Annotated in this window: 12 protein-coding genes; 1 reads left to right on the top strand and 11 read right to left on the bottom strand. The window is 63.9% G+C overall.

Annotation, left to right across the window (positions count from 1 at the left end):
* Positions 1–72: 72 nt before the first annotated feature.
* From JJB11_RS01955 to JJB11_RS01930, 6 genes are read right to left on the bottom strand one after another with little or no spacing between them, the layout of a single operon-like run.
* Positions 73–1,086 (bottom strand): nitrilase, encoded by a 1,014-nt coding sequence (locus JJB11_RS01955; RefSeq protein WP_201166218.1) that lies wholly within the window; start codon positions 1,084–1,086, stop codon positions 73–75.
* Positions 1,087–1,115: 29 nt separating this feature from the next.
* Entirely contained in the window at positions 1,116–2,120 is a 1,005-nt protein-coding gene (locus JJB11_RS01950) for a branched-chain amino acid ABC transporter permease (RefSeq protein ID WP_201166217.1), read from the bottom strand.
* The gene (locus tag JJB11_RS01945; protein WP_201166216.1) at positions 2,117–2,983 is read right to left on the bottom strand and encodes a branched-chain amino acid ABC transporter permease; all 867 of its coding nucleotides are present in this window, start codon (positions 2,981–2,983) and stop codon (positions 2,117–2,119) included. Before JJB11_RS01945 ends, JJB11_RS01950 begins: the two co-directional genes overlap by 4 nt.
* 1 nt (position 2,984) lies before the next feature.
* Positions 2,985–3,677 carry an ABC transporter ATP-binding protein gene (locus tag JJB11_RS01940; RefSeq protein ID WP_201166215.1) on the bottom strand — a complete coding sequence of 231 codons (693 nt, stop codon included), beginning with the start codon at positions 3,675–3,677 and terminating at the stop codon, positions 2,985–2,987.
* Complete coding sequence (locus JJB11_RS01935; RefSeq protein ID WP_201166214.1) at positions 3,664–4,407, bottom strand: ABC transporter ATP-binding protein; 744 nt, start codon at positions 4,405–4,407, stop codon at positions 3,664–3,666. Before JJB11_RS01935 ends, JJB11_RS01940 begins: the two co-directional genes overlap by 14 nt.
* A gap of 11 nt (positions 4,408–4,418) precedes the next feature.
* On the bottom strand, positions 4,419–5,951 hold the full coding sequence (locus JJB11_RS01930) for an ABC transporter substrate-binding protein (protein ID WP_201964546.1): 1,533 nt from the start codon (positions 5,949–5,951) through the stop codon (positions 4,419–4,421).
* A gap of 32 nt (positions 5,952–5,983) precedes the next feature.
* Here JJB11_RS01930 and JJB11_RS01925 point away from each other — a divergent pair, with 32 nt between their 5' ends.
* Positions 5,984–6,979 carry an AraC-like ligand-binding domain-containing protein gene (locus tag JJB11_RS01925; protein WP_201166213.1) on the top strand — a complete coding sequence of 332 codons (996 nt, stop codon included), beginning with the start codon at positions 5,984–5,986 and terminating at the stop codon, positions 6,977–6,979.
* 3 nt (positions 6,980–6,982) lie between these two features.
* Here the strand turns inward: JJB11_RS01925 and JJB11_RS01920 are convergent, their stop codons facing one another.
* From JJB11_RS01920 to mdlC, 5 genes are all read right to left on the bottom strand, one after another.
* The gene (locus tag JJB11_RS01920; RefSeq protein WP_201166212.1) at positions 6,983–8,128 is read right to left on the bottom strand and encodes an alpha-hydroxy acid oxidase; all 1,146 of its coding nucleotides are present in this window, start codon (positions 8,126–8,128) and stop codon (positions 6,983–6,985) included.
* 34 nt (positions 8,129–8,162) lie between these two features.
* On the bottom strand, positions 8,163–9,548 hold the full coding sequence (locus JJB11_RS01915) for an MFS transporter (protein WP_201166211.1): 1,386 nt from the start codon (positions 9,546–9,548) through the stop codon (positions 8,163–8,165).
* Between the two features lie 315 nt (positions 9,549–9,863).
* Complete coding sequence (locus JJB11_RS01910; protein WP_201166210.1) at positions 9,864–10,841, bottom strand: Bug family tripartite tricarboxylate transporter substrate binding protein; 978 nt, start codon at positions 10,839–10,841, stop codon at positions 9,864–9,866.
* 125 nt (positions 10,842–10,966) lie between these two features.
* Positions 10,967–12,415 (bottom strand): aldehyde dehydrogenase, encoded by a 1,449-nt coding sequence (locus JJB11_RS01905; protein WP_201166209.1) that lies wholly within the window; start codon positions 12,413–12,415, stop codon positions 10,967–10,969.
* A gap of 56 nt (positions 12,416–12,471) precedes the next feature.
* Positions 12,472–14,091: a benzoylformate decarboxylase gene (gene mdlC / locus JJB11_RS01900; RefSeq protein WP_201166993.1), complete on the bottom strand. Its 1,620-nt coding sequence runs from the start codon at positions 14,089–14,091 to the stop codon at positions 12,472–12,474.
* Positions 14,092–14,168 lie beyond the last annotated feature (77 nt).

The following is a 14,168-nucleotide window of genomic DNA, read 5'->3' as shown; positions in this document are numbered from 1 at the left end:
AAGCAGGATATACATTTCACGCGGGAAGCATGCCGTTCCTCCCCGCGTGGCCAGCGACGTCATTCGAATCGACTATTCGACTTTCGCCTCACTCCACTGCGTGCCTTCTGTCGAGCCTTCTCCGAAGTTGATGCTGGTCCGGCGCGGATGGCGATTGACCATCAACCTGACGACGTCGCCCCGGGCGTAGTGCCCGGAAGGATCGTAGGCAGCCTTGGCGACGGCGATGGTGGAGAGATCAATGTCCGCGTACAGGATTCCTTCCTGATCTTGCGGCATGTGCCTGACCAAGGGTTGTCCATCGGGGCCGAAAATCATGGAATACCCTCCGCCAGGCTTGCCGCCGTCGGAGTTCAGCAACAGCGCCTTCTCGGGTGTATCACACAAGACGTCGAACATGTCCTGCCCCGTGATGGCAGTCGCATGCAAGACGAAGCATCCGCCTTCCAGCGCATAGATCTGGCTCGCCGAGAGATTCACCTCGTGACCCAGCGCGTAAGCTGTGCCCCGGTACAGCGTGAACGAAGGCCACGAGGCGACATGGACCTGCTCGTGCATCGAATACATGGCGTACTTCGATAGCGGCTGGATGTGTTCGGCGCAGCAGAGAGCACCCAAACGCCCCACGGTGGTGTCGACCACCCGGAAATCGGAACCGTCGCCTTCCCCGAACAGGGTGCGCTCAACGTGGGTTGGCTTGAGCTTCCGGCGCTTGAAGGCCATCTCGCCCTTGTCGCTGATCAGGGCTTGGCTGATGTAGAGCGATCCGCCATCGATCTCCGAGAAGCCGATCACCACATTGACATTCGCCTCGGCGGCGGCCGCGGCGATAGATGCGAGTTCCGGACCATCCGCGCGCAAGGAATTGGCGTGGTAGCGCGACACGAACTGCATGCCCCAGGCGGGCGTGCCGAGCCAAAGCCACCACGGGTAGCCGGGAATGAACACTTCCGGGAAGGCCAGGAGCTTGGCTCCCTTCGCGCCTGCTTCGGAAATCAGCCGAATGGCCTTTTGTGTGGAGGCTGCGGCGTCCATGAAAACGGGGGCAGCCTGCACGACCGCGATCTTGAAGGCAGTTTCAGACATGGGCTTTCCTTGGGGTGTTGAGTGTGGGACTACGGGCGCGGCATGTCGCGTCGCACGCCAAACGGATCCACCGGCCACTTGCGCGTGATCAGGCTCCGGGCGCCACCGGGCGCGAAGACCATCGTGACGATCGCCAGAGAACCGAGGCCGATGAAATACCAGGAGCCGTAGGAGGCGAAGCTCTCGCGCAGCAGGAAGTAGACGAGCGTGCCGAGGGTCGGACCCTCCAGCGTCCCGATGCCGCCGAGCACGGCGATGAAGATCGCTGCCGCCGACCAGTTCAACGAAAACGTGGCATCTGGTGTGACCTGCAACGTATTCATGTAGGCCACTGCGCCCGCCAATCCAGTCAGCGAGCCCGCGATGATCCAAAGCATCAGCTTCGCTCTGCGGACCGACACTCCCGAAGCTTCCGCGGCCGCCTCCGAGTCGCGCACGCTCATGAGCGCGAGGCCGAGCCTGCCGCGAAGGATCGTGCGGGCCACGACGAGCGTTCCGGCGCCGACGACCAGGGCAGCCCAGTAGACACCTGCGTTGCGCGTCCACCGGTCGAAGGTGCTCAGGGCTTCCAGAGGCATGCCCCCGCCGGCTCCCAGCCATTCGTTGTTCAATGTCAGGATTCGCAGCATTTCTGCGACAACCCAGGTGCCAACAGCAAAGTGCGCGCCGCGGAGGCGGAACATCGGATAAGCGCTGACCGCGCCGAAGAGGCCCGTAGCGATGCCAGCCAGGGGCAGCATCATCCAAGGATTGAGCTGCAGCTTGTTGGATAACGCGAACAGCGCATAGGCTCCCACGCCGACGAACATCTGGTGGCCGACAACGACGAGGCCGCCGTAACCTGCCAACAGGTTCCACGCCAGAGCGATGGAAAACACGGTGAAGATTTCAACCATCAGGCGCTGGGTCCCGAAGTTGCTGAACCAGGGCACGGCCGCCAGCGCCCCGCACAACAGCAATGCAGCAGCAACTCCCAGTCCTTTGCCCTTTCCGAGCACGGATATGGGAGCTCGCAGCGTGGTGACGGTGTTCATCGCTGTACCTTTCCAAGGAGGCCTTGCGGGCGCGCAAGCAGGGCCACCAGGAAAACGAGGTGGCCAAAGAATGGGCCGAGGCCCGAGGAGACCTTGGCGCCAAAGAGCTGGGCGACGCCGATGACCAGGCCGCCAACGAAGGTGCCCCAGACATTGCCCAACCCTCCGAGAACGACTGCCTCGAACGAGTAGAGCAAGCGCTCTGGTCCGGATGTCGGAGAGAAAGGCGTGCGAATTCCGTACATCACGGCCGCGAGTGCAATTACGGCCAGCACGGACCCGGTGACGAGCGCGAAGAAGTTCCCGTCGTTGACCCCGACCAGGCGCGCCGTGCCGGGATCGTCTGCTACTGCTCGGGCCTGGCGGCCCAGGTGCGAATGGCCGATCAGCCAACTGGTGCCGGCGAAGATCGCTGCGCTGATCAGCGTCGAGACCAGCGGCAGCAGTCCGACCGAGACCCCCACGATGTCGAACCCCCGAAGGGAGAGATCGCCCGCCTGGAGGCTGCGGGTATCGGCGGTGAACGTTTCCTGCAGCACGTTCTGCAGCACGATGGACAGTCCGAAAGTAAGAAGGAGCGGTGTCAACGCGCCCTTGCCGACGACGCGATTGAGAAGCACCCGCTGGAGGACATAGCCGATGACGAACATCAACGGCACCACTGCGACCAGTGAGACAAAAGGTCCGACGCCCGCCAGTTGCATCACCGTCGAGCACAGATACGCGCCAAGGACGATGAGGTCACCATGCGCGATGTTGATCATCTTCATCACGCCGAGGCTCAGACTCAGGCCAAGCCCGAAAAGGGCATACAGCGCGCCGAGCATCAGGCCGCCCAGCAGCGTTTCAATCAGTGTTGCCATGTCAGACCCCGAAGTAAGCTTGCGCGACTTGCGCCTGGTCGGCCGATTCGGATGCTCCCTCGAGGACCACGCGGCCTTTTTGAATGCAGTAGTAGCGATCAGACTCCGCCAGCGCACGCTTGACGTTTTGCTCGACCAGTACCACGGCGAGCCCGTCGTTGCGGGCCCGGCCCAGCAGGTCGTAGACCTCGTTGACCGCTACCGGCGACAGGCCCAGCGAGATCTCGTCGCATAGCAAGTACCTGGGGTTGCACACCAGCGCGCGCGAAAGCGCAACCAACTGCTGCTGCCCGCCTGACAGCGCTGTTGCGGGACGATGCTGGAACGCCTCCATGACCGGGAACTCGCGCATGAGGCGCTCGACGGACCACGGGCCGGAGCGGCCATTGCGTGCGGCGAGCTGCAGATTCTCCAAGACGGTCAGGCTGGGGAACAGTCGTCGACCTTCGGGCACAAGCGCGATGCCGCGATTCAGTTGCGTGCGTTCGGAGTCACCCCCGATGGCCTGATCGTCCAGAAACACACCGTCGCGTCGGGTCCGCACGGAGCCGACGATCGAGCGCAACAAGGTGGATTTGCCCGCGCCGTTGGAGCCGATGAGAGCCACGGTTTCGCCACGCCCAACCTGAAAGCTCAACCCGAACAGCGCCTGGAATAGGCCGTAGTACGCATCCAGGCGGTCAGTGCGCAGCATGGACAAGCCCTTCCTCGATGTCCGAACCCAGGTAGGTGTCACGCACTGTGCGATCGGCCATCACCGACTTCGGATCGCCATCGCAAATCACCGCACCGCTTGCCAAGACGACAAGCCGATCGGCGGCGGATACAAGCGCGTGGACGAGATGTTCGATCCACAGGACGGTCACTCCGGCTTGGTGGATCGTCACGATGAGCCGAAGAAGCTGCTGCATTTCAGCATCGGTCAGCCCCCCGGCCACTTCGTCGAGCAGCAACAAGCGCGGACGCGTGGCGATCGCTCTTGCCAGTTCAAGCCGTTTGCGCTGTAGCAAGGTCAACGTGCCTGCCAGCTTGTCCGCCGCACCCTCGAGTCCGCAGCGCTGGATGGCGTCGACCGCGGCCTGCTGCGCCGCATGCCCATGCAGTCCGCTGCCGAACGTTGCCGCTACGAGCGCGTTCTCGTATGCCGTCATGCCGTCGAAAGGCTGCGGAATCTGGAAGGTGCGACCGATGCCGGCCCTGCAGCGCTCGGCCGCGTCGTAGGTGGTGACGTCCCTGCCGTCCAGGAAGACGCTGCCGCTGTCGCATCGCGCGCTGCCCGAAATCAGGCCGAACATGGTGCTTTTTCCCGCCCCGTTCGGGCCGATGACGCCGATGAATTCCCCGTCCTCCACGGACAGCGACAGCTTGGGGATGACCACCATGTCCCCGTAGCGCTTGGTGGTCTCACGCAGTTCGAGCAACATGTCTGAATCCGTCAGCCAAGCGACAGCAGTTCGAACTTGCGCTGGATCGGGATTTCCGGTGCCGTCTTGTTGTTGGTGATGAAGAGTTCCGCCTTGGCGCCATTGAGGATGCGCCACTGGCCGCCAACGACACGCATCTTCGAGACGTTCTTGATTCCGCTGGACGTGAAGTCGAGCTTGCCGATGATCGTGTCGTGCTTCATCACGCGCAAGGCATTGGCAACCTTGACGGGGTCCTTGGGGTCTCCACTCGACTTGAGAGCCTGGATGCCCGTCTCGAACAGTGCGTGCACCACGCCCATGGGTTGCGTCCATTCGCGCTTGGTTGCGGCCTTGTAGGCGTCGGCAAACTGCCTCGCAGTCTGGCCTGTCAGGCTTGACTTGAAGGGGTAGGCCGGGGTCCACCAGATCTCGGTGGACATGCCATCTGCACGGGGACCCAGAGCGGCGACGCCCCCGGGAAACAGCAGCGCCTTGGCCACTGTGGCCGCCTTCGGCCTGAATCCCATCTGCGCCGACTGCTTGACGAACGAGGCCCACTCGGGAGGATTGAACAGGCCGGTCACGATCTCGACGTTCTCCTTCTTGAACGCCTGGATGTACGAGGAAAAATCATCGGCGCCCACCGGGAAGCGCCCGATGTCGACGATCTTGTAGCCTGCCTTCGCAAAGGCTGCAGGCATGCCGAGCTTCAGGTCGCCCATCGCGTTGCCGGGCACGTCGTTGCTGAATGCCGACCCGATCGCCTTGTTCGAGGGGACGCCTTGCCAGATGTCCAGGTACACGTCGGCGATGTCTTCCAGACCCCAGAAAAAATGAAAGACGCTCTTGAAGCCCTTCGCGGGGTCGCCTTTCAGCGGAAACATCCAGGCTTGCCAGGGACCGACGGTCGAAAGGCACGGCACGCCATTGAGCTCGCACTGCTGGGAGGCGTTCGGTCCGATCGCGACCTGTGCCAGCATCAGGTCAATGTTCTCCTTGTTGATGAGTTCTGCAGCGAGGTTGGATTGCCGGTCCGGGCTGCTCTGGTCGTCCCGCGCAAGGATCTCGACCTTGTACTTCCGGCCGCCGACGATCAACCCGTCGGCCAGCGTCTTGCGGACCTGCTCCAGGATGAAGTCGTCCGCTTCGGCAAACGGCGAGAACGGCCCGGTCCTCGGGCTGATGTAGCCGATCCTGATCGTGTCCTTGTCGGCTGCCCAGGACCGGCTGGCGGGCCCCAGCGCCGCGACGGCGGTCAGCGCAGCGGCGCCGCGCAGGACATCCCGCCGTGTGGATACGAGGCCTGCATCCAAGGTCGTTTGAAAGTCGGTTGAAGTGGTCACATTGGTCTCCGGTGAGAGGGAGGCCTTCACGAGGCCCTGGAGAGCAATGGTCCGCTTCCCGGCAGCGACAAACTTTGCTGCATCAGCCAGGAAACTTGGTTGAAACGGCCCCTGGGCGGACGCCCACCCGAGGGTTTTCTTGGCATCAACTTTGCGTCTGAATGGACGAAAATAGCCGCAATCCCCGGGTCGAGCTGTCTTGACCGGGCTCTGCACCATCAACGGGCATGCCAACGCCGCGGTCGTGCGCCATGCAACCTCTCACAGCCGAACCCTCCTCGCGAGTCATCGACGCTTCCACCGCCGGTCTGGCCCAACGGGACAAATTCGGGTTCTGGCAGGAGGTGGTGTGCAAGGCGGTCGTCGACCTCGAATGTCGACCCGATGGCAAGAACCCTTTTGAAGCGTCCGTCAGCGGCACCCGCCTCAGCAAGTTGAGCGTTGCGCGCATTGAAGCCTCGCCGCACCGGGTCGCGCGCTTGCCTGCGGGGATCGCGCGCGCGGGCGACGAATCCCTGATCTTCAACTTCATTCTTTCCGGCTGGGCGCTCGCGGAGCAGGACGGACGATCGGTGCTGCTCAAGCCGGGTGACGGTGCCGTATGCGACGCACAGCGTCCCTACAGCCTGCGCTTCGACGACGCGTTCAAGCTCATCACCGTCAAGCTGCCGTTCGGTTCGCTGTCCCATCGGTCCGCCGGCATCCACCGCATCACTGCGCGCAGCCTGACGGAAGCAGGCCAGATGTGCCCGATCCTGTTTGGCTACCTGGTGGGATTGAGTCAGCAACTGCCGTCCATGGACGCAGTTGCTTCCGAGAGGGTCGCGCGCAATTTCACGGAGTTGCTCGCATCGGCGCTCGACGAGGCGATTCTCAGTTCACCTTTGCCTTTGTCCGAGTACCGCGCGGCCGCCCTGGTCCGGGTCAAGGATTTCCTGGAACGCAACCTGGACGCTTGCGAGTTGGACGCGACCATGGTCAGCGCCGCGCTCAACCTTTCGCCGCGGTACATCAACAAGCTGTTCGAGGCGGAGAACACATCGCTTGCGCGCTACATCTGGCGCCGGCGGCTGGAGCGCGCCGCGATCGACCTGCGCGATCCTGCGCGAGAATCGCTGGGCATCTCGGCGATCGCGATGGCTCACGGATTCAATGACCTGAGCCACTTCAGTCGTGCGTTTCGGCAAAGGTTCGAGATGTCGCCGCGCGCCTATCGGCTCGGAGGCGGCGCAGAGCGGGTCGCCTGAGGGCTAGGCGAGGGAGCGGTTCGCTCTCTCAAGAGTGCCGGGCAAAGCAGATGCCGAGGTCGCGCCAAGCAAGGTCATGCTGCGCACCAGTTCGGCCGCAAGCAGTCTGATCACAGCCTCGGCGCCCTCGGCGCCGCCGACCGCCAGGCCGTAGAGCGCCGGACGACCGACGAAGGCCGCCTTCGCGCCGAGCGCCAGGGCTTTCGCAATGTCGCCGCCGCGCCGGATTCCTCCATCCATGAAGACCGGGATGCGGCCGTTGATTGCCGCGACGATGCGAGGCAATGCCGAAATGGCTGAAGGTGAGCTGTCGTTCTGACGTCCGCCGTGATTGGAAACGATCAGTCCGTCGACGCCGTGGTCAACCGCCAGTCGTGCATCGTCCGGGTGAAGAATGCCTTTCAGCAAGAGTGGGCCCTTCCACAGCCCGCGCAACCACGCGAGCGTTTCCCAGACGAGTGAGCGATCCATCGCGCGTGCGAGGAGCGCAGCCTGCATATTCGCCGACCCACCGCTGCCGCCTGTGGCTGTCAAGTTGGCGAAGTCCGTCGCACCACCCGGCACCATGCGCATCGACCAACGCGGGTGCGTGATCACATCCCAGGCGAGCTTTGCGGTCGGTTTGAAGGGGATGCGAAATCCGTTTCGCAAGTCCGCTTCCCGATTGCCACTGACCGGGACATCGACCGTCAGCACCAAGGCTTCATACTTCGCGCGCGCCGCGCGCTCCACAATCTGTCCTGCCATGTCACGATGCATCACGTAGAGCTGCATCCATTGCACGCTCTCCGGGGCGGCAGCACGCACGTCCTCCAGACGCATGTTGGACGCAGTCGACAGCGCAAAGGGAATGCCGCCGCGCGAAGCGGCGGTGGCAAGGAGACTGTCGCCCCGCGGCCGAACCAGGCCATTCAGGCCGGTCGGGGCAATGCCGAATGGCAGCGCCCACTTGCGGCCGAACACCTCGATCGAAGTGTCGACGGTCGTGGTATCGCGCAGAACGCGCGGCGTAAGCTCCACGGCCGCCAGATCGCTCTGGTTGCGACGAAGGCAATGGCCGTCGTCGGCGGCTCCTTCGATGTAGTCGAAGACGAAGCGCGGAAGATTCCTTCGCGCCCGGCCACGGAAATCTTCTGTGTTGAGCAGCATTGTTGTTAGATCAAACCGTGCATGCGGAAGTGGCCTATGAGTGGGCGGCTGCTGCCACGGCACCCGGCGGCAGCACGATGTTGCGCTTCGGAATGTGGCGCCTGACGACCAGGAGAGCGGTCATCGCGAAAATCATCGCCGTACCAAGTAGTGTGAGATAGGCCATAGCACCACCGGCCGTGATGACCGCTGCACCTGCGAAGGCGCTCAGAATCGCGCCGAGCCGTCCGAAGGCGAGCGCCGAGGCTGTGCCGGTCGCCCTGACGCTGGTCGGGTACATGAATGCACACAGCGCGTACATGGTGGATTGCACTGCGTTCACGAACATGCCGTGTACACCGAATCCGAAAATCAACAGATTCGTGTCGCGCCCGACATTCAGCGCCTGCATGGCAAACGCGCTGGCGGCTGCGCCGGCGCAGCACAGCACCAATGGCCAACGTGACCCGAAGCGCGTGATCGCAACGGCACAGAGCAAGGCGCCAATCACCCCTCCGAGGTTGTAGGCGGTCAAGCCCGAGCCGGCGACCGCGATCGACAGTCCTTCGGACGCCAGCATGGTCGGCAGCCAGCTGAAGGCGCTGTAGACGGCGGTGAGACACATGAAGAACGCCGCCCAGGTACCTAGCGTGTCGCGCGCCAGACCCTCCGAGAAGAGTGCGCCAAAGCCGGCACGCTTCTCCACGACCTGTTCTGCAGCGTCGGTGTAGGTCACGTTGGCAGCCATCGGACGGCCCATGCGGCCTAGCAGCTTCCCCAACTCATCCCAGCGTTGCGGATGGCGTGCGAGGAAACGGGGCGATTCCGGCAGCGTGAACAGAAGAACGGCGGCCAGCACAATCGGGAAAGTTCCGCCGATGAAGAACAGACCGCGCCAGCCGAAGGCGGGCAGGATTTCCCCCGCAAAGAGGCCCGCGAGCATGCCGCCGAGCGGCACGCAGACGATCGTCGCCGTGACTGCGAGCGTCCTGCGGCGTGCCGGCGTGAACTCGGCCGTAACCGTGGTCGAACTCGGCAGAGCACCACCGATGCCCAGGCCGGCGACGAAGCGAAGTGCGGCCACGGTCAAGACGTCGGGAGCAAGGCCGATGGCGCAGGTCGCCGTGCCGAAGACAAAGACGCTAAGGATCACCGCCATTCGACGCCCGAAGCGGTCTGCGAACAGCCCCGCGCAGGCGCTTCCGATTCCCATGCCTATGAGGCCGGAGGCCACGGCGGGCGCGAAAGCGCTGCGCGTGATTCCCCATTCCTTGATCATCAGCGGGATCGCGAAGCCTATGAGTTGCCCATCAAAGCCATCCATCACGATGGACAAGGCTGCCAGGAACACCACGAGCTTTTGCATCGTCGTGTAGGCTCCGTCGTCGAGCAAACGACCGATGTCGGCATTCCCTTTGAAAGGAACTGCTTGGGCGTTCATGCGCGTGCTCCCTGGGTACAGGTCGCGCGCAGCAAACTCTGAAGCTGGCTGTTTGCTCGCAAAGATTGCGCGACAAACGCTGACGGGATTCGTTCGGCCATGACTTTGGTCTCCAGGGGAGCAGCGCTCTGATGTCCTCGCGCCTTGGCGGTGAGGCAGTGCTGTCAAGGATTGACGCCTGCCGGAAGATCTCTCTTTCCGAGTGGGAGCCATGCCTCGCCGGCATGGCTTCTGAAGCCCTGCGCCTCTTGTCGAAAGGCCCCGCTTGCGAACTCAGCCGTCCGGTGCGGTCCAGTGGAAGACCGCCAGGACCCGTCAATCGAGTCGGATTTGATTCTTGCGAATGAGCGTTCCCCAGCGATCGCGTTCGGACCGCACATAGGAGGCCATCTGTTCCGGCGTACCAGGAAGCGGCTCCAGGGACAGGACCTCAAGCCGGGCCTTGACCGCGGTGGAGGACAACGCAGCTTGCAATGCCTTGTTCAACGCGAGCACCGTATCGGGAGACGTCCCCTTGGGAACCACCAGGCCTTGCCAGGCCGATGCCTCGAAGCCGGTGAGGCCCTGCTCGGACAACGTGGGTACATCCGGGAAGTTTTTCAGGCGTTCCTTGCTTGCCACGCCGATGGCGCGCAACTTTCCGGAGGTCACGTACTGCTGTACGGTCGCCGTGTCCATCAGCGCGAAAGGCACCTGGCCGCCGACCAGGTCGATGACTGCCGGCGCGCCGCCGCGATAAGCGACGTGTTGCAGCGGCAGGCCCGTGCGCTGCTTCAGCATCTCTGCAGCCAGGTGTTGAGGGCTGCCCGGTCCCGAGGACGCATAGTTCGCCCCACCCGGATTCGACTTGACCCAGGCCGCGAACTCCTTGAAGTTCTTCGCGGGATTGCTCGGATGCACTACCAGCAGAAGGGGGAAGCGCGCGAGCAAGCCTACGGGAACAAAGTCTGCCTCCGCGTTGTAGGGCAGCTTTGCGAACAACGCAGGGTTGGCCGCCAGGGTCGCAAAATCTGCCGTCAACATGATGTTGCCGTAGTCCTTCGACTTGGCCGCGTAGTCTGCGGCAATGTTGGTCGCAGCACCCGGTTTGTTGTTGACGATGATGGCTCGCTTCAAAGACTTGCTCATCTCCTCGGCGATCGTGCGTGCGACGGTGTCCGATCCGCCTCCGGCTGCGTAGCCGACCACCCATTCCAGGGGTTTGGCGTCCTGCGCCGTTGCGACCGCAGGTGCCAGGGCGACTGCGAGCAAAGCCAGGCCCAAGGCGCGGCGACTCGATTCAAAGATGTTCATGAAAAGCTCCAGGTTCCAGGATGAAGGACGCAGCGGAGCCTTCGCCCACTGCACGGAAAGAACGCATGTGTGGTGAGCGGCGGGAACGTGCATCCAAGTTGCCGCCGCCACGAAACCAGGCCGGCTCAGAAGGGATAGTGGCGCGGCGTCGTCTGAACGGTCACCCATCGCAGTTCGGTGAAGGCATCGACGCCGGCCTTGCCACCGAAGTGGCCAATGCCGCTGCCCTTGACCCCGCCAAACGGCATCTGCGCTTCGTCGTGCACCGTGGGCCCGTTCACGTGACAGATGCCCGATTCGATACGTCCCGCCACCTGGATGGCGCGCGCCACGTCACGCCCGAAGACTGCCGCTGCGAGCCCGTACTCGTTGTCGTTGGCACAAGCGACCGCCGCTTCGACGCCACTGACACGCACGATTCCCTTCACGGGGCCGAAAGCCTCCTCGCGGAAGATGCGCATGTCCGAAGTCACGTGGTCGAGCAGGGTCGCGGGCATCAGCGTGTCCGTGGCCTTGGCGCCCGTCACGAGCTTCGCGCCCTTGGCGAGCGCATCATCGATCAGTTCATTGCAGCGTCTTGCCGTGCTCATGTCCACGACAGAGCCGAGGACCACCGGGCCGAGGCGCGGATCGCCGAGCGGAAGACTCGAAGCGCGTGCGCTCAATTTGGCAACGAATTCGTCTGCGACGGCCGAATCAACAACGATCCGCTCTGTCGACATGCAGATCTGTCCCGAATTGGCGAACGCACCGAATACGGCCGCATCGACGGCGGCATCGACATCGGCGTCGTCGAGGACGACCAGCGGCGCCTTGCCGCCGAGTTCGAGAATCACCGGCTTCAGGTACTTCGCACAGGTAGCGGCAATGAGCTTGCCGACGTGGGTGGAGCCCGTGAAGTTCACGCGCCGTACAGCCGGGTGCGCAATCATGGCTTCGACCACGGCAGCTGCGTCGGCAGGCGCATTGGTGACAAAGTTCACCACGCCCTTGGGCAGGCCGGCCTCTTGCAGTGCTTCGATGATCAGGCCGTGGGTCGCCGGACAGATCTCGCTGCCCTTCAGCACCACCGTATTGCCGCATGCCAGGGGCGTCGCGATGGCCCGCACGGCCAGGATCACGGGCGCATTCCAGGGTGCGATCCCCAGAACGACGCCTGCAGGCTGCCGCACCCCCATGGCGAGGCTGCCGGGCACGTCGGAGGGGATGATTTCGCCGCTGATCTGCGTCGTCAACGATGCGGCCTCGAGCAGCATGCCCGCCGCGAGGTGAACGTTGAACCCCGCCCAGATCGCCGACGCACCCGTTTCGGACGCGACGGCAGTTGCGAATGCCTCGCCTTTTGCTTCGAGGGCCTGGGACGCTTTCATCAGCATCATGCGACGCTCGCTCGGGCCGGTGCGCGACCAGGTCTTGAACGCTTCCGCAGCAGCCTCGACCGCCGCGACGGCGTCCTCCGCGGTTGCCGCGGGGGCGACAGTGGCCACGCTGCCGTCGAGCGGATTGCGCCGCTCGAAGGTGGCGCCATTGCGAGCCTGGGTCCGCTCGCCGTTGATCAACATCGAAATCTTCATCGGGTTTGTCTCCTCGGGTTTGGATGGAAGCGGGTGCGCGGAGTGCGCGGTGGGGTTCAGGCGACCTGAACCTCCACGACGGTTGGCGTCGGACTGGCGAGGGCGCGATCGAGCGCTGCCCTCAGATCCCCGGAATTGCTGACGAGGGTGCCATCGCACCCCATGCCCTTGGCCAGCGACAGGAAGTCGATGTCGGGCAGTTCGGTACCCTGCACGACATCGGTCGCAGAGAACCCGAACACGGGCGCGAAATCCTGTAGCGCGGCGTAGCGCCGGTTGTTCAGGATCACGAAGGTGATCGGCAGCTTGAGTTGTGCGGCACTCCAGAGCGCTTGGATCGAATACATGCTGGAGCCGTCGCCCATCAGGCAGATGACGCGCCTGCCCGGTTTGCCGAGCGCCACGCCCACTGCCGCGGGCATGCCGTAGCCGAGTCCACCGCTGTCCATCGTGTAGAAGGTCTCGCTGCGCGTGATCGGCAGATAGGCCTGCATCACCGGGCGCGCGCTTGGGGCTTCCTCGACCACGATGTCCTCGGGCGCTTTCACGCCTGCCAGGGTCTGCAGGACATAGGCGGTTGACATCACGGGCGTAGGCTCCGCCCTTCGCGCCCTGGTCCTGGCCGGCGGAACAGCCCGCGCTTTCGGCGCCGGGCGGGCGAGGAGATCGAGCACTCCCAGGCGAATGCTGCCGACCGCCGATATTCCGACGGGCGTCCAGGCCGCGGTATCCGGGTCCTCCGTCAGCTGGCACAAGGTGGCACCCATCGGGATGTGTGGTCCTGCGCCTTCGACGTGGTAGGCGAATGCGGGCGCGCCAATCGCCAGGATCAGGTCATGGCCAGCGAGCAGTTCGACGATCCGTTCGCGCATGGCAGGCAGGAAGCCGGCGAACAACCGGTGATCTTCAGGGAAGCTGCAACGGCCTGACATCGGCGCTCCCCACACTCGGGCGTTGTGCGCCTCGGCAAGAGCCACGACCTCGTTCCAGGCGTTGTCCCGATCGATTGCGGCGCCCGCGACGATGGCCGGTCGATGGCAAGCATCCAGCGCTTCGCCGATCTGTGCCAGAACGGCGGGTTGCGGGCGAAGTTCCGTACTGACAATCCTCGCGGGCACGTACTCTGCCGGCTGGTCCCAGTCGTCAACGGGCACCGACACGAGCACGGGGCCGCGCGGCGGCATCATCGCGATGTAGTACGCGCGGGCGATGGCCTGAGGCACGTCCTGAGCGCGCGCTGGCTCGATGCTCCATTTGATGTAGGGCTTGGGGAGCTCCGTTGCCTGGGCGGATGACAGGAACGGGTCGAACGGAAGGATCGAGCGCGCCTGCTGCCCCGCGGTGATGACCATCGGCGTGCGGTTCTTGTGCGCGGTAAAGATGTTGCCCATCGCATTGCCCACGCCTGCTGCCGAATGCAGGTTGACGAATGAGGCGTTGTGCGTCGCCTGGGCGAAGCCATCCGCCATGCCGACCACGGTGGCCTCCTGCAAACCCAGCACATAGCGGAAGTCGCTGGGAAAGTCCCGGAACATTGGCAGCTCGGTCGAGCCTGGATTTGCGAACACGGACGTCATGCCGAAGCGGCGCATGAGGTCGACGACAGCGTGGCGAACGGTCACGGTGGAGGGTTCCCTGGCCGTCTCGATGACGGCGCGCGGCACAGGTCCGGTCATGTCGTGCATTTCCTATATGGCGCCCGGAATGAGTCCGAGCCCTTGTCTCGATGGCGTGAGTTTGAAAGTTCATCGCC

This window comes from Ramlibacter ginsenosidimutans (assembly GCF_016654015.1).
Classification (GTDB): Bacteria; Pseudomonadota; Gammaproteobacteria; order Burkholderiales; family Burkholderiaceae_C; genus Ramlibacter; species Ramlibacter ginsenosidimutans.
This window is presented reverse-complemented; position numbering and strand designations above follow the sequence as displayed.

Excerpts from the sequence above, each read along its gene's own strand:
- JJB11_RS01955 (WP_201166218.1), bottom strand. The coding sequence starts at position 1,086 with ATGTCTGAAACTGCCTTCAAGATCGCGGTCGTGCAGGCTGCCCCCGTT.
- JJB11_RS01950 (WP_201166217.1), bottom strand. The coding sequence starts at position 2,120 with ATGAACACCGTCACCACGCTGCGAGCTCCCATATCCGTGCTCGGAAAG.
- JJB11_RS01945 (WP_201166216.1), bottom strand. The coding sequence starts at position 2,983 with ATGGCAACACTGATTGAAACGCTGCTGGGCGGCCTGATGCTCGGCGCG.
- JJB11_RS01940 (WP_201166215.1), bottom strand. The coding sequence starts at position 3,677 with ATGCTGCGCACTGACCGCCTGGATGCGTACTACGGCCTATTCCAGGCG.
- JJB11_RS01935 (WP_201166214.1), bottom strand. The coding sequence starts at position 4,407 with ATGTTGCTCGAACTGCGTGAGACCACCAAGCGCTACGGGGACATGGTG.
- JJB11_RS01930 (WP_201964546.1), bottom strand. The coding sequence starts at position 5,951 with ATGGTGCAGAGCCCGGTCAAGACAGCTCGACCCGGGGATTGCGGCTAT.
- JJB11_RS01925 (WP_201166213.1), top strand. The coding sequence starts at position 5,984 with ATGCAACCTCTCACAGCCGAACCCTCCTCGCGAGTCATCGACGCTTCC.
- JJB11_RS01920 (WP_201166212.1), bottom strand. The coding sequence starts at position 8,128 with ATGCTGCTCAACACAGAAGATTTCCGTGGCCGGGCGCGAAGGAATCTT.
- JJB11_RS01915 (WP_201166211.1), bottom strand. The coding sequence starts at position 9,548 with ATGAACGCCCAAGCAGTTCCTTTCAAAGGGAATGCCGACATCGGTCGT.
- JJB11_RS01910 (WP_201166210.1), bottom strand. The coding sequence starts at position 10,841 with ATGAACATCTTTGAATCGAGTCGCCGCGCCTTGGGCCTGGCTTTGCTC.
- JJB11_RS01905 (WP_201166209.1), bottom strand. The coding sequence starts at position 12,415 with ATGAAGATTTCGATGTTGATCAACGGCGAGCGGACCCAGGCTCGCAAT.
- mdlC (WP_201166993.1), bottom strand. The coding sequence starts at position 14,091 with ATGACCGGACCTGTGCCGCGCGCCGTCATCGAGACGGCCAGGGAACCC.